Source organism: Amycolatopsis sp. NPDC043885 (genome assembly GCF_056435685.1).
Window position 1 is genome coordinate 25,136 of sequence record NZ_JBWKEA010000012.1, and the last position, 24,901, is coordinate 50,036.

Here is a 24,901-nt window from a genome sequence, read left to right on the forward strand (position 1 = left end):
CTTTGTGTCAGGGCCCCGCGACCGCACCAGGTCGCGGGGCCCGCACGGCGTTGTTGGCCCATGCCACATTGATTCCGCGCTTGGTTAAGGGAACACTGCATCCCCGTGACAGCCCCCGCCTGGCTCGACGTGCTCAACGAGACCTTGGACGCCTGTGCCGCCCACGGCCGCGCCGACCTGGCCGAACGCCTCCGGCGCAGACGAGACGAGCGAGCGCCGGGCACCCGGATCGCGGTGGTCGGTTTTCCCAAGCAGGGCAAGGGTTACCTGCTCAACGCACTGGTGAACGCGCCGGTCTGCGCGGTCGGGGACGCGAGTACGCCCGCCGTTCCCACGGAGATCGGCTACGCCGCCGATCCCGCCGCGACGCTGGTCGGGCATGCCAGGGAAAGCGTGCCGGTCGGTGACCTGGCCAAGGAACTCGAAGTCCGGCCGCCCGGTTCCCTGCGCCGGGTCGAAGTCGGCCTGCCGCGCGAACTTCTCGGCACGGGACTGGTGCTGGTGGACACCCCGGCGATAGGGGATCCCCGATCGCCGCGCACTGCCGCCACCCTCGACGTCCTCGCCGACGCGCACGCGGTGATCCTCGTCTCCGACGCGACACAGGAACTCCAGCCCGCGGAACTCGCGCTGGCGAGGCATATCCGCACCTGGTGCCCGGCGTTGGTGCTGGCGCTGACCAAGATCGACGTGAGCCCGGACTGGCGGGAACTCGCCGCCCGCAATCGCACCGCGCTGTCGGAGACCGGTGTCGTCGCCGACGTCTTCCCGGTGTCCGCGACGGTGCGCCAGGCCGCCGCGAAGGCCGGTGACGCCGTCCTCAACGGACGGTCCGGTTTCCCGGAACTGCTGAATTGGGTGGGGGAGCAGGCCGCGCGCCCGATCGAACGCACCCGTGCGCTCGCCGCCGCGGTGAGCGTGCGCGCGGCGGCGGTCGAGCTGGTCGAGACACTGCAGACGCGGCTCAACGCGGTCTCGCAGGACAACGGGGTCGACCAGGTCACGCTGCTGCACCAGGCACAACGGCGCACCGAGGAGCTGCGGCGGCAGAACGTCCGCTGGCAGAACATGTTGTCGGACGAGATCACCGATCTGATCTCCGACGCCGAATACGACCTGCGCGAGCGGACGCGGATGATCGTGCGGCATATCGACCGCACCTTCGACGAAGGCGACCCCGTGCAGATCTGGCCGGATTTCCAGACCTGGCTGGAGGAGAACCTCGCCGAGGCCGTCGAAACGAACTACAACTGGGTGTCCGACCGGTCGGAGTGGATCGCGCAAGCGGTCGCCTCGACCTTCGGGCCGCACTACGGCCAAGCGCCGGAACTACCACTGACCGGGTCCGGAGTGGACTCGATCCCCGAGGTCGGCGCACCCAGGATCGAGCGGTTCAAGATCGGGCAGAAACTCTTCACCGGCTTGCGTGGTTCCTACGGCGGCGTGCTGATGTTCGGCCTCGTCACCAGTCTCGCCGGGCTGCCGCTGATCAACCCGGTGTCGCTCGGCGCCGGTGTCGCGTTCGCGACCAAGAGCGTGCGCGACGAAGGCGGGACACGCTTGCAGCGGCGTCAGGCGCTGGCGAAGGCCGCCGCGCAGCGCCACGTCGACGACGTGTTCATCCGGTTCAGCAAGGAGATCAAGGACGAGGTCCGTCAGGTGCAGCGGCGCCTGCGCGACCATTTCGCCGCGGTGTCCGACCAGCTCTCGGAAGAGCTGACGCGGCAACGGGAACTGATCATCGCCGGATCCGCCGAACGGGACCGGCGCACCCAGCGGGTCAAGAAGGAGATCGACCGCCTCGCCGCCCTGCACCGGAAGGCGGGGGCGCTCGGCACCGGCGCCGCGCCGCGCCGGGAGCTTTCGGCGTGAACACCGCCTTGGACGTCCGGGAACTCCTGAACGAAGCGGCGGCGCACTACCGGGATCGCCCGCACGCGGTGTCGATGCTGCGGGAATGCCTGGAGCGCTTGGAAGAACCGCTGCGTGTCGGCTTCACCGGCACGCCGGGAACCGGAAAGTCCACTTTGGTCTCCGCGCTCGCGGAATGGCCGACGCGGGCCCTGCGCGAAATCGAGTTGTCCGACACCCCGGCACCCGCCGAACACGTCGACGCGACGGTGCGCCTGGTTCGCCATCTGGAACCCGACGAACTCGCGGGCACCCGGCCGGTGGGCGGTTCGGCGTTCGCCCGGCAGACGGCGGTGAACTCCGTACTGGTGCTCGGCAGGGCGGACGAGGTCGGCGCGGGCCGGATCGACGCCTTGCTCACCGCGAAACAGCTGGCGCGGCGGGCCTGGCGCGAGAACCCGGACTGCGCGGGATTCCAGGGAGTCATCGCGGTCGCCGGGCAGCTGGGTTACGCGGGGCGGGCGCTGCGGGACGACGAATTCGAGGTGCTGCGCGCGCTGGCGTCGGTCTCCCGGCCGGAACTGGAGCGGTATCTCCTGTCCGTTGATTCCTTTGTGGACGATCCGTTCCCGGTGGGGGTCCCGCCGGGATCGAGGAAGCACCTGGTGTCGCGGTTCGGGCTCTACGGGGTACGGCTGGCGCTCACCCTGATCCGCACCGGTTGCGAGAGCAGGCTGAAACTCTCGGCGGAACTCGTGCACCGCAGCGGTCTCGGCGACCTGAGGGACACGCTCGCGGGCTGCTTCGTCGCGCGGGCCGAGGCGTTGAAGGCGCGCACGGCGGTAGTGCGGCTGGAAGGTCTTCTCGCCGCGGAGCCACTTCCGCACGGCGACCGGCTCGCCGCGCGTGTCGAGCGTTTCGCCGCGGCGGCGCACGACTTCCGGGAACTCCGGCTCATCGCCGGTATCCGCGGTGGCCGCACGGCGTTGACCGGAGAGGTCGCCGAGGAGGCCGTCCGCTTGCTCGGCGCGCAGGGAATCGCGCCCACCGAGCGGCTCGGTCTCGAACCGGACGCGGATCCGGCCGAGATCCACGCGGGTGCGGAGAGCGCGCTCGTCCGGTGGCGGCATGAGGCGGAACGGGCCGACGCCGCGCATGCCGAACGCGCGGCCGCCCGGGTGATCGTGCGCTCGGTCGAAGGGCTGCTGAGCCTGTTCGTGGCTTGACGCCTGCCGGTCCCCGAGTCGCCATAGACCTCTCTATGGTGACTCTGACCAGGCGAACAGACTCGCAGGACACCGCCTAGGCGTTGCCGAGGACCTGGGTCACGGTGATCTCGACGACCACGCGTTCCGGGTTCGGCTTGGGCTGCCGGTAGCGCGCGGCGTAGCGGTTTTCGGCGTCGCGCACCGATTCCGGGTCTTCGCGTAGCACGGCGCGTCCCTCCAAAGTGGACCACCGGGGCCCGTCGATCTGGCAGGCGGCGACCGGAATGCCCTGTTCGCCCGCTTCTTTGATCAGGCGGGCCTTCTTGGACGAGCGGAACGTGATCACCCTGGCGATCCCGGCCTCGAAGTCCACCGTGACCCCCACCGCCACGACGTGCGGGGTCCCGTCGGGGCGGACCGTGGTCAGGGTGGCGAGGTGTCGTTCGGTCCAGAAGTCCAGGAAGGACTCGCCGCGCGCGCTCAGGTCGATCGTCATGCCGTCAACGCTAAGGCACGCGTCACGCAGACGTCCTTTGAGGTAATAGTAAGGAAACTTTCTTAACTCTCTTGTTTTTGCCCGACCCTGCTGTCACTCTCGAAACGCGCCGCCGCCATCAACGACGTTTCCGGAGGAGCCGATGAGAAAGACCGTTCGGACAGTGCTGGCCGCGGCCGCGCTGACCGCCGGGCTGGTCGCCACGACCGCCCCCGCCACCGCGGTGACCGCTCAGGGGACCCCTTACCTGCCGGGCGTTCTGCGTCCGTCCGTGGCCCAGTCGGCACAGGACGCGGCGCTCGCCAAGTACTACGACTACTGGAAGAAGAACTTCCTGACCACCAAGTGCGGGGCGGGCACGTACGCGGTCAAGGCGCCGGACGCCGACCACGCCTTCGTGGCCGAGGGCCAGGGCTACGGCATGACCATCGCGGCGATGATGGCGGGCAAGGATCCGCAGGCGCGCACGGTCTTCGACGGCATCCTGAAGTTCGTGAAGGCGCACCCGTCCGTGATCGACAAGGATCTGCACGCCGCCGAGCAGGACGAGAGCTGCAAGAGCGTCAACGGCAGTGACGCGGCGACCGACGGCGACCTCGAGATCGCGTACGGCCTGCTCCTCGCCGACAAGGTCTGGGGCAGCGGGGGTTCGGTCGACTACAAGGCCGAGGCGCTGCGGATCATCAAGGCGATCAAGCGCAGCGAGGTCAACCCCGACACCAAGTTCATGCGGCTGGCGGACTGGGCCGACAGCGGCAAGTACATCAACAGCTCGCGTTCCTCGGACTGGATGCCGGGTCACCTCCGCGCGTTCGAGAAGGCGACCGGCGACTCCTTCTGGGGCCAGGTCCGGACCCGGCAGGAGAAGGCGGTCACGCAGCTGCAGCAGCAGTACGCGCCGAAGACCGGTCTGATCCCGGACTTCGTCGTCAACACCAACGCCACGCCGAAGCCCGCTCCGGACGGCTTCCTCGAGGACCACGACCCGCACTACGGCTACAACGCCTGCCGTGACCCGTGGCGGCTCGGTGTCGACGGGATCACCGTCTCGGGCAGCCCGGCGCAGGGGCAGGTGCGGAAGATGAACACCTGGATCCAGCAGAACACCGGCGGCAATCCGGCCAAGATCACCACCGGCTACACGCTGTCCGGCTCCAAGCTGCCGGGCGAGACGGGGCAGCACCCCTGCTTCACCGCGTCGTTCGCCATCGCGGCGATGAACGATCCGGGCAGCCAGGCCTGGCTCGACAAGCTGTGGACGTCGATCACCACCTGGTCGCCGAACGCCAAGGACTACTACGGCACCGGCATCACCGTGCAGGTCCTGATCATCCTGTCGGGGAACTACGTCGCGGTCTGACCTGACTCAGTTACCCACGTGGATTCCGGCCGAGTCCGTGAAGGCCTCCTTCCCTACTTTGAGAGTAGGGAAGGAGGCCTTCACTACCTTGGTGACGGCCACGTGCGCCCCACCTGCAGCAGCGGTCGCAGCGGCTGCGCGTGAAGGCCCCTTCCCTCGGCTCAGTCGACCCCGGGTCACGGAAGCCGCGTGAAGGGGCCCTTCGCGCGCGAAACGGACATCCAGCGGACAAGATTTCAACTGTGAGTTGACCTCTTCAACAGCCAGTTGTAGCGTCGGCGACCACCTGAAGCCCCCGTGGAGGTCCGTCATGCCGTCGACGCCGCTCACTTTGACCCGAACCTGGCGCCTGGCCGTGCTCACCGGCGTTGCCGCGCTCGTCACCGCGGCCTGCGGAGGCGGGCCCGACGGAGCCGGCGGACAGGAACCCGCTGCCCCGGGCGCACCCGCCGCGATCCCGGACACGACCGCGCTGATCGAGTCCGTCCAGAAGGACGCCGCCGTCGCCGGCACCCTGCCCGCGAAGTACGCGCAGGCCGGAATGCTGCACCTGGCCTCGAACCTGCAATCCGCGCCCAACAACTTCTACGCCGCGGACGGCAAGACGCCGATCGGCTACGAGGTCGACCTCGCCAAGGCCATCGGCAAGAAGCTGGGCGTCACCGTGCACCACCAGGACATGGCGTTCGGCTCGCTGATCACCAGCCTCCAGTCCGGCCGCGTCGACCTCACGATGGCCGCGATGAACGACACCAAGACCCGGCAGGCGCAGATCGACTTCGTCGACTACTTCTCCTCGGGCATCACGATCATGGTCCGCAAGGGCAACCCCGACCAGATCTCCGGCCCGGACACGTTGTGCGGCAAGAACGTCGCGGTCGTGCAGGGGACGAGCCACCAGAAGTTCGCCGAAGAGCAGAACGGCAAGTGCACGCAGGCGGGCAAGCCCGCGCTGACCGTGACCGCGACCGATTCCGACACGCAGAACCAGAACCAGCTCCGCACCGGCCGGGTCGCCGCCATCCTCAACGACCTGCCCAGCGCGGTCTACATCTCGCGGACCGCGGGTGAGGGCAAGTTCTTCGAGGTCGTCCCCGGCGAGCCGATCAACGGCGGGCCGTACGGGATCGGCGTCAACAAGGAGAACAAGCCGCTCGCGGAGTCGATCCAGAAGGCGTTGCAGTCTCTGATCGCCGACGGCGGATACGGCAAGATCCTGCAGGCCTGGGGCGTCGAGCAGGGAGCGGTCAAGGAGGCGAAGCTCAATGGCGGAAGCTGAGCCGCTGCCGATCGTCCGGCTGAGGCACTGGGGCCGCTGGGTCAGCGCCGTCGTCATCCTCGCGCTGCTGGTGCTGCTTGGGATCGCGCTCGCGAACGCGCAGATCCAGTGGGATTCCGTCCCGGAATTCCTGTGGTACCGGGTGATGGCGGTCGGCCTGCTCAACACCGTGTTGCTGGCGGTGATCGCGCAGGGATCGGCGATCGTCATCGGGATCGTGATCGCCCTGATGCGCCGTTCGGCGAACCCGGTGGCGCGCTGGTTCGCGGCAGGCTACATCTGGCTGTTCCGCGGGCTTCCGGTGCTGCTGCAGATCCTGATCTGGTACAACCTGGCGCTGGTGTTCGAGTTCATCTCGATCCCGTTGCCGTTCGGCGGCTACCTCCTGCACGAGCAGACCAACGTGCTGATCACGGCGTTCACCGCCGCGCTGCTGGGCTTGGCGCTCAACGAAAGCGCGTACATGGCGGAGATCGTCCGCGCGGGGCTGAACAGTGTCGACAGTGGACAGACCGAGGCGGCGAAGTCGATCGGGATGTCGCCGGGCGCGACGCTGCGCCGCGTGGTGCTGCCGCAGGCGATGCGGGTGATCATCCCGCCGACCGGCAACGACTTCATCAACATGCTCAAGGGGACGTCGATGGCGTCGGTGATCGGCGTGACCGAGCTGATCCACGCCGCCAACAACATCTCGTCCAACAACCTGCTGGTGATGGAGACGCTGCTGGCCGCCGCCGTCTGGTACATGGTCGTGGTGACCGTCGCCGGGGTCGGGCAGCACTATCTGGAGCGCGCCTTCGACTCAGAAGACCGGTCGAGGAGCGCGTTCTCCCGTGCCGCCAAGGCGTTGCGCACCGCTCCGCTGGTGAGGAGTGAACGTGTCTGAGCCGCTGCTCAAAGCCGTCGGCGTCCGCAAGAGCTACGGCCACACCGAGGTGCTGGGCGGGATCGACCTCGAGGTCCACAAAGGACAGGTGGTCTGCCTGCTCGGCCCGTCGGGCGCGGGGAAGAGCACCTTCCTGCGCTGTGTCAACCATCTGGAGACGATCGACGCCGGGCAGGTCTGGGTCGACGGCGAGCCGATCGGTTTCCGGCTGCGCAACGGAAAGCTGTACGAACTGAAGGAACGCGAGGTCGCCCGGCAGCGGCGCGACATCGGCATGGTGTTCCAGCGGTTCAACCTGTTCGGCCACCGGACGGCGCTGCAGAACGTCGTCGAAGGGCCGGTGCGCGTGCTCGGTCTGAACCCCGAGGAAGCGCGCGTCCAAGCGCTCGAACTGCTCGACAGGGTCGGCCTCGCGCACCGCGCCGACGCCTACCCGGCGCAGCTGTCGGGCGGGCAGCAGCAGCGGGTCGCGATCGCCCGGTCGCTGGCGATGAAACCGAAGCTGATGCTGTTCGACGAGCCGACGTCGGCGCTCGACCCGGAACTCGTGGGCGAGGTGCTGGCGGTGATGGGTACGTTGGCCGCGGAGGGGATGACGATGGTCGTGGTGACGCACGAGATGGGGTTCGCGGCCGAAGCCGCGGACGAGGTGGTGTTCATGGCCGACGGCATGGTCGTCGAGACCGGTCCGCCGGGGGAGATCCTGAGTTCGCCGAAGCACGAGCGGACCAAGCAGTTCCTGGCACGGGTCCTCGCATGACGCGGATCTCCCCACGGTACCTGCTGCAGTTCGACGAGCCGGCCGGGTACCTCGACTTCGCGCGGTTCGGCCCGCCGTCGCACGCCGTGCTCGACACGACGGCGAGCCTGCTCGACGCCTCGACCAAGGCCGGTCCGTCCACTGTGGACGACCTGATGCGGCAGGAGACCAGGGCCAAGGCCGCCGCCGCGCGGCTTTCCGGCAGCGACACCGACCACACGGTGCTGCTGCCGCACACCAGTCTCGGGTTGTTCCAGGCGGCGTTCAACGCGCCCGGCGGCGAGGCGCTGGTGTCGGCGGCGGAGTTCCCGGCCAACACCTACCCGTGGGCGCGGGCCGAACAGGCGGGACGGCTGACCGTGCGGCGGCTGCCGCTGGGAAACGTCACCGCGGACGCGGTCAAGGCGGCGCTGACGCCGGACACGTCGCTGGTCAGCGTGAGCGCGGTCGACTTCCGCACCGGGTATCGCGCCGACCTCGCGGCGATCCGGGAGGTGGTCGGCGACAGGCTGCTCGTGGTCGACGGCATCCAGGGTTTCGGGGTGACCGAGGCGCCGTGGGAGGTCGCGGACGTGCTCGTCGTCGGCGGGCAGAAGTGGCTGCGGGCGGGGTGGGGCACCGGTTTCGCCGTGCTGTCCGACCGCGCGCTGGAGCGGATGGAACCGATCCTGTCCGGCTGGACCGGCGCCCGCGATCCGGGACTGTTCGACGACGAGATCCATCCGGCCGACGACACCGCGGCCTCGTGGTCCATCTCGAACCTGAGCCCGATCACCTCGGGCGCGTTCGCGGCCGCGCTGGAACTGGTCGAGGAAGCGGGCGTCGGAGCCATCGCCGGACGGATCGCCGAACGGGTCGCCGAACTCGAAGAGGCCGTGAAATCCGCTGGCGGGGAAGTGGTTTCGGCCGTCGACCGGCGGGCGGGGATCCTCGCCTTCACGCTTCCGGGGCACGCGGCCGAACAGGTGGGTTCCGCGCTGGCGAACGCCGGGATCGCCGCGACCGTGCGGCCGGAACACGTCCGGCTGTCGCCGCACGCGTCGACTCCGGCGAGCGCGGCGGAACAGGTGCGGACGGCGCTGGAGCGGCTGAAGAAGCCGGTCACGGTGTTCGAAGCGCCGGTTGTCGCTTCGGCGGCTTCGGGAGATCTGCTCACCGCGCTCGTCCCGGCGGTGCACGCGCTCGCGGCGATGCTGGGGCCGGGCAACGAAGTCCTGCTGCACGACCTGAGCAGGCTGCCGGACTCGATCGTCGCCATCGCGGGTGACCTCACCGGCCGGACGGTCGGCGGGCCGATGACGGATCTGCTGCTGGGCCTTGTCCGTCGCGGCACCACGCAGGACCTGACGAATTACGAGACGCACGGCCCCGACGGCCGGGCGATCCGCTCCTCGACGCTGTTCCTGCGAGACGCCGACGGGGTCGCGATCGGCTGCCTGTGTGTCAACCGGCTGTCCGACGGCGCGCCGAAGGCCGACGGACACGAACCCGAGACGTTCCCGCCGGACGTCGACAGCCTGCAGCGGTTCCTGGTCGGGCGCGCCGTGGCGAAGGCAGGGATCCCGGTGGACCTGATGAAGAAGCGGCACAAGGCGGCCGTGGTCCGGGAACTGGACGAGGCGGGGTTCTTCCTCATCAAGGACTCCGTGGACCACCTCGCCGGGGAACTCGACGTCACGCGGTACACGATCTACAACTACCTGAACGAGATCAGGGGGACCTGACGCGCGTGCCATGAAAGGTCCTTTCCTCGCAAATTTTGCAAGGAAAGGACCTTTCATGGCGTTCGGGTGGGCTAGCTCAGGAAGGACTCCACGGCGTCGGCGGCCTTGTCGATGCCGCCGTTCCCGCGCGTCTCGGCCTGGACCTCGGCGAGCCGCGCGGCCACCTCGGGCGACCCGGAGACCCGCTCGACGGCGGCCCGCAGCGTCGAGGCCGTCACCTCGTCGGCCGGAAGCTGCTCGCCGACACCCAGTTCCGCCAGCTTCGCGGCATTACCGAAACCGTCGGTGGCGAGCGGGATCGCGACGGTCGGCACGCCGTACCACAGCGATTCCGTGCTGCCGCCCATGCCGGCGTGCGTGATGAACGCCGACGCGGCCTCCAGCACGGCGAGCTGCGGCACGAACTGATGGACCTCGATGTGCTCGGGCAGCGGCCCGAGTGCGGCCGGATCGGTCTGGCCGATGGAGATGACCACGTGCCAGTCCGAGTCGCGGAACCCGTCCACGCAGGCGCGGAACAGGTCGAGCTGGTCGGTGAACGCCGTGCCGAGCGACATCAGCAGGACCTTCCTGCCGTTCGGCGGCGGGGTCCAGCTCCGGTCGGCGAGGCGTTCCGGGTCCAGCGCCGGGCCGACGAACCGGACCGACGACGGCACGCGCTCGACGTTCGGCTGCATCGCCTTCGGCAGCAGCGCGAGCACCTGGGGCGGATGGGAGATCCAGTCCCAGGCGTCGGCCTCGATGCCGTTCTCGTTCAGCCACCCGGTGAACGTGGCGAAATAGTCCTTTCCGGACGGTGAGGTCCGGATCGCGGTCAGCATCTCGCCCATGTCCTCTTCGTAGCCTTCCCAGGCGACATACGTCGGCGAAAGCTGCACCGCCGGAACGTCGTAGCGCCTGGCCAGAAGCGGAGCCGGGAGGCCGCCGATGTCGTAGAGCAGCAGGTCCGGGCGGTTCTCGTCGTAGAAGCCGGTGAGCACCGGCATCGCCTGGATGCCCTCGTCGAGGAAGACCCGCATCTGCGACGCCGGATCCTCCGGCCACGCCGCCTGATCACCGAGCGGGAGAATCGAGGGGTGCGAAACGACCTCGGCCCCGGTCGGCTCGATCAACCCGGTGAGCGGTTCGCCCACTGCGTAGCTGACCCGGTGCCCGCGAGCGACCAGCTCACGGATGATCGCCAGCGACGGATAGATATGGCTCGGCGCGGTGCTGCCGATCATGGCGATGTGCTTGTTCTGCATGATGTCCTGTCTCAATCCGTGGAGGGATGGCAGACGGCGCGCAGAAAAGGGGCCTCCCGATCGCGGGCGGCCCTGCGGTCACGCCGTCTCAGGCGGTGCGCATACGGATGTGACAGATCATGATCGAGATCCTAACGCGCGCCGCGAGAGGGGCTCAACCGATTAACGGGCTGCCCGGTTCGCCGCGATCGGGACCCGCCGTTGGTAGAGACCTTCGCCGGAAGGCTTCCGCAGGTCATGGACGTGGATAGGGTTCCGGGGCTTTCACCTTTGGCGGGAAAGAGAGAAACCTTGAGACGTGTGCTCATCACCGCGCTGGCCGTCGCCACGCTGACGTCGGTCGCGGTGACCGCGCCCGCCGTCGCGGCGGAAGAGGCGCGGCCCGCCGAGCCGATCACCCGGGGTGCTTGTACCGACCAGACCCTGATCAACGCCGGTGCCGAATGCGGCTACCTGCCCGTTCCGCTGGACTATTCACGGCCGCGCGGCGAGAAGATCCAGCTCGCGCTCAGCCGCGTCAAGCGCAAGACACCCGACGCGCGGTACCAGGGCGTCATGCTCACCAATCCCGGCGGGCCCGGCGGTTCCGGGCTGCTGCTCGCGACCCGTGGGACGCGCGTGCCGAACCACGCCGGCGACGCCTACGACTGGGTCGGTTTCGACCCGCGCGGTGTCGGCTCCAGCAAACCCGCGCTGTCGTGCGTATGGAAAGTATCCGCAAGGCGCTCGGCGCGGAGCGGCTGAACTTCTACGGCACCTACCTCGGCCAGGTCTACGGGACGCTGTTCCCGCAGCACGTCCGCCGGATGCTCCTCGATTCCACTGTGGATCCTCGCAACGTCTGGTACCAGGCCAATCTGAACCAGGACGTGGCGTACGACGTCAACCTCGACATCTGGTTCGGCTGGGTCGCTTCGCACGACGGCGTCTACCACCTCGGCAAGACCCAGGCCGCGGTGAAGCAGGTCTTCGACGAGCAGCTGAAGAAGCCGGCGGCGGTTCCGGCAGGCGGCTACATCGGGCCGGACGAGTTCCTCGACGTCTTCCAGCAGGCTTCCTACTACCAGCTGCGGTGGACGCTGCTCGGCGACGCGCTGGCGAAGTTCGTCAACAAGGGCGACTGGCAGACGATGAAGGGCCTGTTCGAGGGCTTCGGCGGACGCGGCGACGACAACAGCTACGCCGTCTATCTCGCCGTCCAGTGCACGGACGTGAAGTGGCCGCCGAGCTGGCAGCAGTGGAAGCGCGACAACTGGCGGACCTATCAGCAGGCGCCGTACTTCACGTGGCAGAACGCTTGGTTCAACGGGCCTTGCCTGTTCTGGCCAGCGAAGCCGGGCAAGCCGGTCAAGGTCGACGGCTCGAAGGTGCCGAGTGTGCTGATGATCGGCGAGACCCTCGACGCGGCGACGTCGTACGAAGGCAGCCTCGAGGTGCGTAGCCGGTTCCCCGGTGCTCGCCTGATCGGTGAGCCGGGCGGGACGAGCCACGCCATCACCCCGCGCGGCAACGCGTGCGTCGACAACCGGATCGCCGACTACCTGGCGACCGGGGCGCTGCCCGAGCGCAAACCCGGGCGGACGGCAGACGTCGAATGCGCGCCGCTGCCGCTCCCCGTGCCCGCCTAGCCCAAGTCCGTGAAGGCCTCCTTCCCTACTTTCAGGGTAGGGAAGGAGGCCTTCACGGACTTCCGGGGTTTCCGTGGCAGGGGACTTTGTGCTACAAAGTGAAAGTGAGCTTTGTAGTTCAGAGTGCTCGAAGGGGGAAAGTCATGACGGACGCGTTCAGCCTCCAGGGGCTGGTCAAGCGCTTCGGCGACGTCCTGGCCGTCGACGACGTCAGTGTGCGGGCCGCACCGGGGGAGGTGGTGGCGCTGCTCGGGCCGAACGGCGCGGGCAAGTCGACCACCATCGACATGCTGCTGGGCCTCAGCAGGCCGGACGCCGGTCAGGTGCGGGTCGCCGGGCTCGGCGCGGCCGAGGCGATGGACCGGGGGATGGTCGGCGCGATGGCGCAGAACGGGACGCTGCTGCGGGACGCGACCGTCGCCGAACTCGTCGGCCTGTTCGCCTCGCTGCACCGGAACGCGCTGCCGGTCGGTGAGGTGCTCAAGCGCGCCGGCGTCACCGAATACGCGAATCGCCGCTGCGGGAGGCTGTCCGGTGGCGAGCAGCAGCGGGTGCGGTTCGCGCTCGCGCTGGTCGGCGATCCGGACCTGCTGGTGCTCGACGAGCCGACCGCGGCCATGGACGTCGACGGACGGCGCCGGTTCTGGGCGTCGATGCGCGAGTACACCGAGACGGGCCGCACGGTCCTCTTCGCGACGCACTACCTCGCCGAAGCCGAGGACTACGCGGACCGTGTCGTGCTGATGCGGCACGGCCGGGTCGTCGCGGACGGTCCGGTCGGTGAGGTCCGGGCCGCGGTCGCCGGACGCGTGCTGCGTGCCGTCGTCCCGGACGCCACCGAAGCCACGCTCGCCGCCTTGCCCGGGGTATCGCGCGCGGTGCTGCGTGCCGGGCACGCGGAGCTGAGCTGTGCCGATTCCGACGCCGCCATCCGCGGCCTGCTGCGCGGGTTCCCGCTCGCCTCGGACATCGAAATCACCGCTGTGGGACTGGAAGAAGCCTTCATCGCGCTGACCGCCGATGCGGCTGAAGGAGCTGTGAGATGAACCTGAACTACCTCGCGCTGGAGATCAAGCGCATCGTCCGCAGCCCGCAGTTCGCGTTGTTCACCATCGGCATGCCCTTGGCGATGTTCCTGTTGTTCGGCGGGATCTTCGGCGCCCGCGAGATCGCTCCTGGGATCTCGACCGCGACGGTGACCATGGTGAACATGGCCGCGTACGGCGCCATGACCGCCGCGCTGTTCACCGGCACCCGCGTCGCCACCGAGCGCACCGACGGCTGGCAGCGCACCCTGCGACTGACACCGATGCGGGCGCCGGGCTATCTGATGGTCAAGGTGTCGGCGGGATTGTCCGTCGCGTTGCCCGTCCTGCTGGTGATCTTCGCGGCCGGGATGATCCGCGGTATCCGGCTCGAAACCGGCCAGTGGCTGACGATCTTCGGCACACTCTGGCTCGGGACGCTGCCCTTCGCGGTGCTGGGGCTGATGATCGGCCTGTTCGGCAAGGGCGACACCGTCCAGGCGGTGACCGGCGCGCTGATGCTGCCGCTGGGCATGTTCGGCGGATTGTGGATCCCGCTGCAGGTCCTGCCCGGCTGGATGAACACGGCCGGGCACCTCATGCCGACGTACTGGCTCGGCGAGATCGGCCGCGCGCCGGTGCTCGGCGGTTCGGGCACGCTGACCGCCGTGGGGGTGCTCGCGGCGTGGCTCGTGATCCCCGCGCTCGTGGTGATGGCGAGGTTCCGGCTCGACACGGCGAGACTGTGAACCCGTGTTAGTTTTCCGAAGTGGTGGAGGATGAACGGGACGGCGACGAGCGGCCGATGACGCCCGAGGAGTCGCTCGCGCTCATCGCCACGCAGGCGGAGAAGACCCGGCGCGAGATCGGGCCGAATCCGGCGGTGCTGCTCGCCGTATGGGGTCTGGTGTGGCTGCTCGGCTTCGGGCTCGTCTACCTTTCCGCCCCGCCGACCGCGCTGCTGCCGATGTGGGCCGCCGGCGTGATCGCCGTCGCCGGTTTCGCCGGGGCCATGGCGTATTCGGCGATCTACGGCATCCGGTCGGGCCGCGGGGTGCACGGGCCGTCCCGGCTCGTCGGGGCGATGTACGGGTGGAGCTGGATGATCGCGTTCGGCGGCCTGACGGTGGTGAACACCGCGCTGATCCGCCTCGGCCTCGACAGCGAGTTGATCCCGTTGCTGTGGTCCGGGACCTCGCTCATACTGACCGGTCTGATGTACCTCGCCGGCGGGATGCTGTGGCAGAGCAAGCTGCAGTACGGCCTCGGCGTGTGGATCATCGCGTGCGGCGCGGCGAGCGTGCTGGCGGGGGGACCGCACAACTTCCTCGTACTGAGCCTCGCGGGTGGCGGTGGCTTCCTGGTGGCGTCGCTGGTCTTCCTGGTGCGGGCGCGATGAGCGAAGACGGGTTGCCCCAGCTCGACCCGGTGATCCACGCGCAGGCGCGGCTGCGGGTCACCGTGGCGTTGTCGAGCCTGGGGCCGGGGGACAGCATCACCTTCCCGAGGCTGCAGCAACTGCTGGACATGACACCGGGCAACCTGTCGACCCATCTGCGCAAACTCGAGGACGCGGGCTACGTCGAGATCACGAAGGCGTTCGAGCACCGCACGCCGGTGACCCTGGTCCAGCTGACCACCCGTGGCCGGGCCGCGTTCGAGGAGTACACGAAGGCCCTGCATCGTCTTCTCGAGGTGCCGGGCGATGGGCGGGCATGACCGGTGGGTCATCCACCTCGACATGGACGCGTTCTACGCCTCCTGTGAACAGCTGACCCGGCCGACCCTGTCCCACCGTCCGGTACTGGTCGGCGGCGCGGGACCGCGCGGCGTGGTCGCCGGGGCGAGCTACCAGGCGCGCGAACACGGGATCAAATCGGCGATGCCGATGTCGCAGGCCCGGCGGCTGCTGCCGCCCAACGGAGTCATCCTGCCGCCGCGGTTCAAACTGTACGAACTGCTGAGCACCCAGGTGTTCGACCTCGTCGCCCAGTACGCGCCCGTGCTGGAACGGATCTCCCTCGATGAGGCTTTCGCGGAACCGCCTTCACTGGCCGGTGCCTCCTCGGACGAGGTGCGAGAGTTCGGTGCGCGCCTGCGGGAGCACATCCGGTCCGAAATCGGCCTGGTGGCGTCGATCGGGGCGGCGTCGGGGAAGCAGGTCGCGAAGGTCGCGTCGGATCTGGCGAAACCGGACGGGCTGCTCGTCGTCGGCCAGGGCACCGAACGCGACTTCCTCGCGCCGCTGCCGACCAGGGTGCTGTGGGGGATCGGCCCGGTGGCGGAAGGAAAACTGCGGGCGATCGGCATCCGGACACTGGGCCAGCTGACCGCGCTCTCCGACGCCGACGCGGTGTCCACTTTGGGCAGTGTGGTCGGGCGGGACCTGCGGCGGCTGGCCACCGGCGTCGACGACCGGCCGGTGTCCGACCGCGCGGAGCTCAAACAGGTCAGCGCCGAAACGACCTTCGACCGGGACCTGATCGACCTGACGAGCCTGCGGCGCGAGGTCCGCGACCTCGCCGTGCACGCGCACCGGCGCCTCGTCAACGCCGAACGGGTCGCGCGGACGGTGGTGGTGAAGCTGCGGCACACCGACTTCAGCACCGTGACGCGTTCGGAGACGATGGCCTCGCCCACCGACGAATTCGACCAGCTCGCCGCGATGGCGGAACGGCTGCTGATCGATCCGACCGAGTTCGGCGGGGTGCGGCTGGCCGGGGTCGCGTTCTCCGGGCTTTCGGTGCCGCATCAGGATCCGCTGTTCACTCTTTCGGTTCCGGCCGCCGAGACGCCCGTGGTCGAGCGAGCCCCGGCGCCGGTGCCGGTGGTGTCGTCGAGCTGGCGGCCCGGGGACGACGTCGTGCACGAGTCGTACGGAACCGGGTGGGTGCAGGGCGCCGGGCACGGACGGGTGACCGTCCGGTTCGAGACGCGCACCAGTGGGCCGGGGGTGGCGCGGACGTTCCCGCAGGAGGAACCGGCGCTGCGCAGGGGAGAGCCCGGCGACTGCCTGGCTTGAGCCGGCAAGCGGAGCGTCCACAAGGGACACTTGGCGCCAGCCGAATGCCCTTTTTGCAGAGGGGTCGTGAGTGATAAAGAGCGTTCTAACCCAATGTCACGTAGCTTAAGTTGATCTTGGGCGGGGTTGACGGGTGGGGTGAAGGCTCCCTTCGCTGTGTCTGATGCGACGAAGGGGGCGCCTTCGGTCTGGTCGTGGGTCGGGTTGGTCGTGAGTGGCGTTTCGGGTTCTAACCCGAAACGCCACTCACGACCCCCTCGTGAAATCGCCTATCCGGGCATCAGTCGGACATTGAGTCGCGCCGTACGGGCGTCTCTCGTTCCGCTGATCGTCCGGGGCGGCCATGGCGGCGATACTCCCAGGTTCCGGGGGCGATTCGCGAACGGAAAGTGCCGTGGACCTCGGTTGGGTGTCGTGCCTACGGGCCGTAAGGCAGGATGGAGGGACCTTCACCCGATCGAGGGAATAGATGTTCAGCTCCCGTGCCCGTCAGACTACTGCCCTCCTCGGCGCAGCCCTCCTGCTCGCGGGGTGCGGCAGCGCTCCGGAACAGCGGCAGCCACCCGTCACGTCCGAGGCGCCGCCGTCGAGCCAGGCGCCGGACGGGTCGTTCACCGTGGTCGCGACCGGCGACGTGCTGATCCACCCCGCGCTGACCGAACAGGCGAAGGAAGACGGTGGCGGCAAGATCGACTACCGGCCCCTGCTGGCCGGGATCAAACCGCTGATCTCCGGGGCCGACCTCGGCATCTGCCATCTCGAGACCCCGCTCGCGCCGAAGGGCGGGCCGTACAGCGGCTACCCGTCGTTCAGCGCGCCGCCCGAGATAGCCGGCGCGCTCAAGGACACCGGGTACGACAACTGCTCGACGGCGTCCAACCACACGATCGACCAGGGCGTGGACGGCGCGACCAGGACCCTCGACGAACTCGACGAGGCCGGGATCAAGCACACCGGCTCGGCGCGTTCGGCCGAGGAGGCGAAGAAGCCGCTGATCGTCGACGTCAACGGCGTCAAGGTCGCTCAGCTCTCGTACTCCTACGGGTTCAACGGGATCAAGGTGCCCGCGGGCAAACCCTGGCTGGTGAACCAGATCGACGCCGAAGACGTGATCGCCGAGGCCAAGGCCGCGCGGAAGGCGGGCGCGCAGGTCGTCCTCGCGAGCCTGCACTGGGGCACCGAGTACCAGCACGACCCGACCGCCGAACAGCGCTCACTGGCGAAGAAACTCCTCGGCGACGACTCGATCGACCTGATCATCGGCCATCACGCGCATGTCGTGCAGCCCTTCGAGCAGATCAACGGCAAGTGGGTCGCCTACGGCCTCGGCAACAGCGTCGCCCGCCATTCGGAGCCGAAGGGTTCGACCGAACAGGGCGCGGCCGCGCGGTTCCGGTTCGTGCGCGACGGCGAACGCTGGAAGGTCGACAAGGCCGAATACGTCCCGACGCTGGTCCAGCTCGGCCCGCCGATCCGCCTGCTCGACCTGACCGCGGGACAGGCCGGGAACGCCGGCGCGGAAGCGCTCAAAGCCACCGACGAAGTCGTCCTCAGCCGCGGCGCGGGCGACCGGGGGCTGACCCGCCCCGGCCGCTGACCAGAGGGGGCAGGGGCGGGCTCGTCCCGCCCACCCCTGCCTTACCGCGCCCGCCTTCAATACCGTCGCCGTACCACCAGTTTCGCGAGGGCCGCGAGCTCGGCGCCTGGGCGGTGCACCGGGTTCGAGACGGCGAGATGGTGCAGCGCGCCGGTCAGGAGCGCGTCGGCCTGCTCCTGACTCCAAGCCCGGCCGCCCGCCCGTTCCACCAGCTCGGCCGCGTGGGGCAATTCCGCGGCGTCGAGGTTTTCCTTGCGGTACAAGGCATCCAGTTCTCGCCCGGCTTCCGTCCCCGAGTGGAGCGCGGCCACCACCGGCAGGGACTTCTTCCGGTTGGACAGATCCGAGTGGACCGGTTTGCCGGTCACCGCCGGATCGCCCCAGATCCCGAGTAGATCGTCGATGTGCTGGAACGCCAGCCCGAGTGCCCTCCCGTACTCGGTCAGCCGGTCGACCTGATCCCGCCTCCCTTCCCCGGCCAGCGCCCCGAGCGTGCACGACGCCCCGAGCAACGCGCCGGTCTTCCCCTCGGCCATCCGTACGCATTCGGCGGTGTCGACGTCACCGCGTTCCTCGAACTTCAGATCGGCGCACTGGCCCTCCAGCAGGTCGATCACGGCGGTGCTGAGCACCCGCAGCGCGGTCTGCCCGAACGGGGCCAGCACCTCGAAGGCCCGGCACAGCAGGGCGTCCCCGGCGAGGATCGCCGCGCCGGTGCCGAAAACGGTCCAGGCCGTCGGGCGGTGCCGCCGGGTCGTGTCGGAGTCCATCACGTCGTCGTGCAGCAGGGAGAAGTTGTGCACCATCTCCACCGCGACACCCACCGGGACGGCGATTTCGGCGTGCCCTCCGACCGCCTGCGCCGACAGCAGCGCGAGCGTCGGCCGCAGGGCCTTCCCGCTGTCCGAAGTGGACGGACGCCCGTGTTCGTCCCACCAGCCGAAGTGGTAGCCGGCGATGAGCCGCATCGATTCGGGCATGCCGTCGACGGCCTCGCGCAAGGCCGGGTCGAGCAGATTCCGGCTCCAGGTCAGCACTTCACCGGCGGGCCGGGCTCCGGTATGGGTCTCGATGGTCGTCAACGGACTCCCTTTCAGTCGACCCGGTGAACTGCTGTTTTTCGCAATTCGTGGATACCCATTCGAGTGGGGTGGTGGCAAAGTCAACATAGCAAGGGGTAATGCCCGGGCAAACAACTCGATCGGGTTCGCGGAAATGTTCACCTGTTTGCCGGACCGCCCCGGACGCGCGGCCGGGGCGGCCGTTCGGGTGCCGAAGCTACGCGAAATGCCGGTATACGGCGGAGTCGGTGACGTCTCGTGGTGGCGACTCACTCGGTCGTGAAGCCGCGCTCTCCGACCGGTGGCGCGCCTTTCCGCCGCGTATCGGAAATTGTTTCGAGTGCTGAGAAATTGGGCCGAGCCGGTGATGATCCACTTGCTGTTGTCCGCCGCTGGTATGAATTGATTCAACCGGTCTTTCCCGTTCGGTGAAGGGTGAACTAGCTTCAGCAGTCTCCGTGGGAAGGACTCGAATGGGTATTTACCTGACCGGCATCGCGTGGGTCGTCGGCGCGGCGGCCCTCGCGTGCTTCGTCGGCTACCTCGTCCGCAGGTTCGGCTGGGACGAGGGACGGCCCGACAACAACGACGCCGCCGGTCAGGTGTTCACCATCGTCGGCGGGCTGCACGCCGTCCTGGTCGCGTTCGTCCTGATCTCGCTCTTCGACTCCGCGAGCGCGGCGCGCGAGGGCTCGTACCACGAGGCGGACAGCCTGGTCGCCGCCGTCTGGGCCGCCGATTCGCTGGGGACCGAGGTCAAGGACGAGGTGCGGAAGCTGAGCGCGGAGTACCTCACCACGGTCGAAAAGAAGGAGTGGCCGCTGATGGCCGGGGGGCAGACGAGCATCCCCGATCTCGGCTGGACACAGCTCGACCACTTGCGCAAGGCGGTGGACAAGGCCCCGTCGGACGACGACTGGTTCCGTGAGCGCAAGGCCGAGGCGGCCACCCAGCTCTGGCAGGTCTACGAGGCCAGGCAGGACCGGCTCAACGCGGTCGTGGGCGGCAGGGTCGGTGGTGTCGTCTGGTTCGCGCTCATTCTCGGCAGCCTCATTTCGGCGTTGCTGCCCAACCTGTTCGGCGGTACCCGCCTGGCCGCGCACCTGGTGATCGTGTCCACGCTGGCCGGCACGGTCACGTTGCTGCTGTTCGCGATCTACCAGCTGCAGAACCCGTTCGGCGGTGGGGTGCGGATCCCGCCGGACGCGTTCACCTCCGCGCTGGCGAGGATCTCTTGAACCGGTGAGCACTGTGGACCGGGTGACGCGGACGGCGGCGACGGTGGCGGTCGCCGGCCTGGTGGGGGCGTCGGCGCTGCTGGCCCCGATGGCCGCGCGCGCCGCCGAGTCCTGCCTGGTGGTGCAGGCGGAGACCGGGTCGCACGGGAAGTCGAAGCTGCGCTGGCTCGACGCCGGATCGGGGACCACTTCGCGCGTGACCGAACCGGGTTACCGGCTCAACGCGCTCGGGTACTCCGCGACGCGGAACCTGGTCTTCGGTGTCGCGGAAGGACTCGGCCGGGGCGCGCACGCGGTGACGATCGACCGTGACGGGAAGACCCAGGACCTCGGTCCGATCACCCGCGCCGGGAACCGGCTGCCGTTGTGGAGCCCCGTCGCCGGAGTGACCGCCGGCGCGATCGGCGGGAATTCCTGGTATCTGCTCAGGAACGGCACACTGTACACAGTGGACTTGTCGCCGGGAGAGCGGTACCTGCGGGTGATCAGGACGGTGTTCCTCCGGCCGATCACGCTCGCCCACGACGTCAACGATTTCGCGTACCACAACGGATTGCTCTACGGCGTGTCCACCACCTGGCGCGGGAAGGGCGCCGTGATCACCATCGATCCGGCGTCCGGCAAGGTCCGCGAAGCCGAAGGCACGCGTTTCCCGCCCGCTGACGTCTACGGCTCGGTCGTGCTCGGCCGCGACGGCGCCCTGTACGCCACGGCGAACCGGATCGGCGGGCGCAGCGTGCTCTACCGACTCGACCGAAGCGGGCAGGTGACCGTGGTGCGTTCGGGCCCGCCGCTGGCGGGTTCGGACGCCGCGGGTTGCCTCACCGCGCCCGAGCCGCCGAAGCCGGAGCCGCCCAAGCCGACTCCGACACCCACGCCGACACCCACGCCGACACCCACTCGGACTCCGACGCCTTCCCCGACTCCGTCCCCCAGCCCGTCTTCCACGCCCTCGCCCAGTCCGTCTTCGTCGCCGAGTTCCAGTCCTTCACCGACTCCCTCGCCCACGCCGTCGTCGAGCCCGGCGCCCACTCCGGCACCTCAGGTGGTCCCGCCGCCCGCTCCCGCGCCGAAGCCGTCTCGTTCGGCCGCGCCCCGGGAACGGAAGGAGGAGGTGGCGGAGACCGATTCCCTTGCCCGCACGAAGGAGAAGCGGCGATGGGGATTGACCGCGCTGGTGCTGATCCTCGGCGGCGGCGCGGCGGCGGGTGCCGTCCGGCGGGCCCGGTGACTCAGTACTTGAACTGGTCCACGTTCTCGCGCGTGATGAGCAGCGGATCACCGAGGAGCACGGTCTTCGTGTCTTCCTCGTACTTGATCGCGGGGAGTTCGAGGTTGACCTTGTTCGACGGGCTGAGCCGTTTGCCCTCCGCGATCTGCTTGCCCGCCCACGCGGTGAGGTAGCCGAGCGATTCGACGTTCCACAGCACCGACAGCGACGCGGAACCGTCCAGCAGGTACGGCTTGATCGCCTGCGGCGTCCCGACGCCGACGGTGAAGACGCGGCCGATCTTCTGCTGCGACCGCACGGCCTCGGCGACCCCGGGCGCGGACGTCGTGCATTCGCCGACCAGGCCGGTGAGGTCCGGGTACTTGGCCATCAGCCCTTTGGCCAGCGCGGTGGCGTTGTCCTTGTCCTCGCCGGCGTAGACCGTCTCGACGAGCTGCGCATGGGGGTACTCCGTAGCGGTATACGCGCGCTGAACCGCGATCCACGCGTTGAGGTTCTCGGCGGTCTCGCCGCAGGAGACGATCGCGTACTTGCCCGCGTTCCCCATCTTCTTCATCAGGGCGTCGGTGAGCGCCTTGCCGACGCCCTCCGGGGTCGCCTGGTTGACGAAGAGTTCGCGATCGGTGCCGGGCGCGTCGGTGTCCGAAGTGATCACATGGACGCCCTTGGCCCGCGCCTCGGTGATCGCGGGGGCGATCGCCCTTGGATCGTTCGGCGCGATCGCGATGACGTCCACCTGCTGGTCGACGAGGCCGCGCACGATCGAGACCTGCGCCGCGGGGTCCACCGTGACCGGGCCGGTCGAGGACCATTCGACACCGAGCTGCTTGGCCGCGGCCTGCCCGCCGGCGTTCATCGCCTCGAAGTACGGGATGCCCGCGACCTTCGGCACGAACGCGATCCGGATCGGCTTCGCCGCCGTCTCCGCCGGTTCTTCACCGCCGCCACAGCCGGTCAGCCCGAACACCATGCCCCAAGCGAGCACAGTGGCAACGACGAGCGTCTTCGTCGGCCCTCGCATCTCCACCCCATAGTCACGGAACTACCTGAACCAGCCGATCGGTCTACGCGCGGTGGAGACCTCCGGCGAAACTAGGGGTCCTCGGTTACCCCGGTCAACCGGATGAGCGCAAAGGGTTACGGAAGTGAGTTCATCGACCTGGGCTGATTACCGGGTCGGCCTACGGGGGTCACGGTGAGCGACCACGAGACACGGATCACTGCGCCATCCATACGGGTGGGGGGTATGGTCTCCGCATGAACGAGACACGGCATGGAGCAAGCTGGTCGATGGCGGCTTCGGCGACTCTGCACTGCCTCACCGGCTGTGCGATCGGTGAGGTCTTCGGCATGGTGATCGGCACGGCGCTCGGCCTCGGCAACGTGGCGACGATCATCCTCGCGGTGGCGCTCGCTTTCGTCTTCGGCTACGCGCTGACCATGCGTGGCGTCCTGAAGTCGGGCCTGCCGTTCGGCACCGCGCTCAAGGTGGCGCTGGCGGCCGACACCGTGTCGATCGTGGTCATGGAGATCGTCGACAACGGGGTCATGCTGGTGGTGCCGGGTGCCATGGAGGCGGGGCTCGCGAGTCCGCTGTTCTGGGGCGCGCTGGCGTTCGCGCTGGCCGTCGCGTTCGTGCTGACGGTGCCGGTGAACAAGTGGATGATCGGGCGCGGGCTGGGGCACGCGAAGGTCCACGCGCACCACGGCGGCCATGAGGGTCACGGGGGCCACGGCGGACACAGTGGTCACGGTGGTCACGAGGGGCACCACGCGCATTGAGCGCCCTTCGCTGCACGGCCGCGGCCGGAAGGAGGCCTTCACTACCTTCAAAGATGCCGCTGCGCGTGAAGGCCCCCTTTCCTGTATCTAGGCGCAAGGAGGGGCTTTCATGTACTTCGGACGGGCAAGGAGTACTGGTACCCAGCCGGTCGGGCCTCGTGAGTGTTTCGGGTCGTCAGAACGACCCGAAACACTCACGACCTCACCCGTCGTCAGACGCTCGACAGGTCGATCGCCCTGTCGATCTCCTTCGGCATCAGCACCCGCAGAATGCCCTCCAGCAGGTAGTAGTCGGCGTAGGGCAACGAAACCTCGACGCCGTCCTCGGCCCGGCGGTTGCGCGTCCCCCGCGCCACGATCGCCTCGGCGCGGGTGGACTTCGTGGTCAGGCAGGTGTCGCACAACGCGGTGAGGATCCGGATCGCCGCCTCGCGGTAGTGCGGCCGGTTCGCGACCTTCGCCAGGTCGAGCAGGCCACACGCCATCACCGCGCCGGCCGAGGAGTCCTTGATGTCGTACGGCGCCTGCGGTGCGAGGTAGTCCCACACCGGCACGGCGTCCGGGGTGAGGGCACGCAGCGCGAAGTCGGCAAGGCGTTGCGCGGTCCGCAGGAACAGCGGGTCGCCGGAACGCCGGTACATCGTGGTGAACCCGTAGATCCCCCACGCCTGACCGCGCGACCAGCAGGACGCCGGGCTGTAACCCTGCACGGTGTTCGGGCCGATTTCGGCGCCGGTCTCGGGGTCGAAGTCGAACACGTGCGGCGTCGAACCGTCCGGGCGCAGGAAGACCCGTTCGGTGGTCTTCGCGTGGGAGACGGCGATGTCGAGGTACTTCCGGTCACCGGTCTGCTTGCTCGCGAAGGTCAGCAGATCCAGGTTCATCATCGTGTCGATGATGACCCGGCCTGCGTTGTTCGGCGTGCCGAGCGCGCCCCACGCTCGGATGAACTTCCCTTTTTCGTTGTAGCGCTGGATGAGCGACGCGGCGGCGGTGAGCGCACCGGCGCGCCATTTCTCGTCGCCGGTGAGCCGCCAGCCGGTCACCCACGACGGGTAGAAAAGGAATCCTAGGTCGTGGTCCCGCGTCTCGTGCTGGCGCGGCGCGAGCTTTTCCGCCGACGCCATGGCGAGGGTGCGGAATTGCGGATCGCCGCTGTAGATCGAGGCGAGCCACAAAGTGCCCGGCCAGAATCCGCCGATCCAGCCGCCGTTCTGCGAATAGGTCCATTTCTCGAATCGGGTGATCTCCGGAAAGGCCGTCACGCCGGGTGCGACGGCCCGCAGCTTGGTCACCGCGTAGTCGGCCGTTCGGCGGAAAGTCCTTAGTCCGTCGGCCTCTTCCCCGGCCGCACTGGCGGCAGGGGTGATCGTCGTCGCCGCGACGGCGGCACCGGCCGCCGTGGTCAAAAGGGTTCGCCGGGAAACGCTCACAATACCCGCCATTCGTCAGTGGGAAATGCGTCACGGGAGTTTCGCACGACGATCACGGCATTGTGAAGACCATTCA

At 68.8% G+C, this 24,901-nt stretch carries 21 protein-coding genes and 1 pseudogene; 17 read left to right on the forward strand and 5 right to left on the reverse strand.

Going from position 1 to position 24,901, the window contains the following annotated elements:
- Window positions 1-105: 105 nt before the first annotated feature.
- Together AC069I_RS28960 and AC069I_RS28965 are read left to right on the forward strand one after the other, a co-directional pair.
- Entirely contained in the window at window positions 106-1,872 is a 1,767-nt protein-coding gene (locus AC069I_RS28960) for a dynamin family protein (RefSeq protein WP_478235119.1), read from the forward strand.
- Window positions 1,869-3,077 carry a GTPase gene (locus tag AC069I_RS28965; RefSeq protein ID WP_478266832.1) on the forward strand — a complete coding sequence of 403 codons (1,209 nt, stop codon included), beginning with the start codon at window positions 1,869-1,871 and terminating at the stop codon, window positions 3,075-3,077. Before AC069I_RS28960 ends, AC069I_RS28965 begins: the two co-directional genes overlap by 4 nt.
- Window positions 3,078-3,153: 76 nt before the next feature.
- Here AC069I_RS28965 and AC069I_RS28970 read toward each other — a convergent pair whose 3' ends face one another.
- Window positions 3,154-3,555 (reverse strand): PPOX class F420-dependent oxidoreductase, encoded by a 402-nt coding sequence (locus AC069I_RS28970; protein WP_478266833.1) that lies wholly within the window; start codon window positions 3,553-3,555, stop codon window positions 3,154-3,156.
- Between the two features lie 142 nt (window positions 3,556-3,697).
- Here AC069I_RS28970 and AC069I_RS28975 point away from each other — a divergent pair, with 142 nt between their 5' ends.
- The 5 genes from AC069I_RS28975 to AC069I_RS28995 all read left to right on the forward strand — a co-directional run bounded on the left by AC069I_RS28975 (window position 3,698) and on the right by AC069I_RS28995 (window position 9,564).
- Complete coding sequence (locus tag AC069I_RS28975; protein WP_478266834.1) at window positions 3,698-4,915, forward strand: family 8 glycosyl hydrolase; 1,218 nt, start codon at window positions 3,698-3,700, stop codon at window positions 4,913-4,915.
- Window positions 4,916-5,225: 310 nt separating this feature from the next.
- A complete protein-coding gene (locus tag AC069I_RS28980) occupies window positions 5,226-6,194 on the forward strand; it encodes an ABC transporter substrate-binding protein (RefSeq protein WP_478230520.1) in 969 nt (322 codons plus the stop codon).
- Window positions 6,181-7,080 (forward strand): amino acid ABC transporter permease, encoded by a 900-nt coding sequence (locus AC069I_RS28985; protein WP_340685035.1) that lies wholly within the window; start codon window positions 6,181-6,183, stop codon window positions 7,078-7,080. The genes AC069I_RS28980 and AC069I_RS28985 overlap by 14 nt, the downstream gene beginning before the upstream one ends.
- A complete protein-coding gene (locus AC069I_RS28990) occupies window positions 7,073-7,840 on the forward strand; it encodes an amino acid ABC transporter ATP-binding protein (protein ID WP_478230521.1) in 768 nt (255 codons plus the stop codon). The genes AC069I_RS28985 and AC069I_RS28990 overlap by 8 nt, the downstream gene beginning before the upstream one ends.
- Window positions 7,837-9,564 (forward strand): aminotransferase class V-fold PLP-dependent enzyme, encoded by a 1,728-nt coding sequence (locus AC069I_RS28995; RefSeq protein ID WP_478235117.1) that lies wholly within the window; start codon window positions 7,837-7,839, stop codon window positions 9,562-9,564. Before AC069I_RS28990 ends, AC069I_RS28995 begins: the two co-directional genes overlap by 4 nt.
- 71 nt (window positions 9,565-9,635) lie before the next feature.
- Here AC069I_RS28995 and AC069I_RS29000 read toward each other — a convergent pair whose 3' ends face one another.
- Window positions 9,636-10,808: a macrolide family glycosyltransferase gene (locus tag AC069I_RS29000; protein ID WP_478230523.1), complete on the reverse strand. Its 1,173-nt coding sequence runs from the start codon at window positions 10,806-10,808 to the stop codon at window positions 9,636-9,638.
- 291 nt (window positions 10,809-11,099) lie between these two features.
- Here AC069I_RS29000 and AC069I_RS29005 point away from each other — a divergent pair.
- The 7 genes and pseudogenes from AC069I_RS29005 (at window position 11,100) to AC069I_RS29035 (ending at window position 18,080) form a co-directional block, all read left to right on the forward strand.
- Window positions 11,100-12,436, forward strand: a pseudogene (locus tag AC069I_RS29005) (alpha/beta hydrolase).
- 143 nt (window positions 12,437-12,579) lie between these two features.
- Complete coding sequence (locus tag AC069I_RS29010; RefSeq protein WP_478230524.1) at window positions 12,580-13,482, forward strand: ABC transporter ATP-binding protein; 903 nt, start codon at window positions 12,580-12,582, stop codon at window positions 13,480-13,482.
- Window positions 13,479-14,210 (forward strand): ABC transporter permease, encoded by a 732-nt coding sequence (locus AC069I_RS29015; protein WP_478235113.1) that lies wholly within the window; start codon window positions 13,479-13,481, stop codon window positions 14,208-14,210. The genes AC069I_RS29010 and AC069I_RS29015 overlap by 4 nt, the downstream gene beginning before the upstream one ends.
- Window positions 14,211-14,230: 20 nt before the next feature.
- Entirely contained in the window at window positions 14,231-14,860 is a 630-nt protein-coding gene (locus tag AC069I_RS29020; protein ID WP_478230526.1) for a hypothetical protein, read from the forward strand.
- Window positions 14,857-15,180 carry a winged helix-turn-helix domain-containing protein gene (locus tag AC069I_RS29025; protein WP_340685043.1) on the forward strand — a complete coding sequence of 108 codons (324 nt, stop codon included), beginning with the start codon at window positions 14,857-14,859 and terminating at the stop codon, window positions 15,178-15,180. Before AC069I_RS29020 ends, AC069I_RS29025 begins: the two co-directional genes overlap by 4 nt.
- Window positions 15,167-16,483, forward strand: coding sequence for a DNA polymerase IV (locus AC069I_RS29030; RefSeq protein WP_478230528.1), 1,317 nt, complete (start codon window positions 15,167-15,169; stop codon window positions 16,481-16,483). The genes AC069I_RS29025 and AC069I_RS29030 overlap by 14 nt, the downstream gene beginning before the upstream one ends.
- Window positions 16,484-16,952: 469 nt before the next feature.
- The gene (locus AC069I_RS29035; RefSeq protein ID WP_478266835.1) at window positions 16,953-18,080 is read left to right on the forward strand and encodes a CapA family protein; all 1,128 of its coding nucleotides are present in this window, start codon (window positions 16,953-16,955) and stop codon (window positions 18,078-18,080) included.
- A 56-nt stretch (window positions 18,081-18,136) separates the two neighbouring features.
- Here AC069I_RS29035 and AC069I_RS29040 read toward each other — a convergent pair whose 3' ends face one another.
- Window positions 18,137-19,162, reverse strand: a complete 1,026-nt coding sequence (locus tag AC069I_RS29040; protein WP_478266836.1) for a family 2 encapsulin nanocompartment cargo protein polyprenyl transferase — start codon at window positions 19,160-19,162, stop codon at window positions 18,137-18,139.
- Window positions 19,163-19,614: 452 nt separating this feature from the next.
- Between AC069I_RS29040 and AC069I_RS29045 the strand changes: the two genes are divergently transcribed.
- Entirely contained in the window at window positions 19,615-20,379 is a 765-nt protein-coding gene (locus tag AC069I_RS29045) for a bestrophin-like domain (protein WP_478226664.1), read from the forward strand.
- A 4-nt stretch (window positions 20,380-20,383) separates the two neighbouring features.
- Window positions 20,384-21,610: a DUF6923 family protein gene (locus tag AC069I_RS29050; protein WP_478266837.1), complete on the forward strand. Its 1,227-nt coding sequence runs from the start codon at window positions 20,384-20,386 to the stop codon at window positions 21,608-21,610.
- 1 nt (window position 21,611) lies between these two features.
- On the opposite strand, the gene AC069I_RS29055 is transcribed toward AC069I_RS29050, so the two are convergent.
- Window positions 21,612-22,637, reverse strand: a complete 1,026-nt coding sequence (locus AC069I_RS29055; protein WP_478226662.1) for an autoinducer 2 ABC transporter substrate-binding protein — start codon at window positions 22,635-22,637, stop codon at window positions 21,612-21,614.
- Window positions 22,638-22,867: 230 nt separating this feature from the next.
- On the opposite strand from AC069I_RS29055, the gene AC069I_RS29060 reads away from it, so the two are divergent.
- Window positions 22,868-23,392 (forward strand): DUF4396 domain-containing protein, encoded by a 525-nt coding sequence (locus tag AC069I_RS29060; protein WP_478266838.1) that lies wholly within the window; start codon window positions 22,868-22,870, stop codon window positions 23,390-23,392.
- Between the two features lie 212 nt (window positions 23,393-23,604).
- Here AC069I_RS29060 and AC069I_RS29065 read toward each other — a convergent pair whose 3' ends face one another.
- Window positions 23,605-24,825 carry a glycoside hydrolase family 88 protein gene (locus tag AC069I_RS29065; protein WP_478226675.1) on the reverse strand — a complete coding sequence of 407 codons (1,221 nt, stop codon included), beginning with the start codon at window positions 24,823-24,825 and terminating at the stop codon, window positions 23,605-23,607.
- Between the last annotated feature and the right edge of the window lie 76 nt (window positions 24,826-24,901).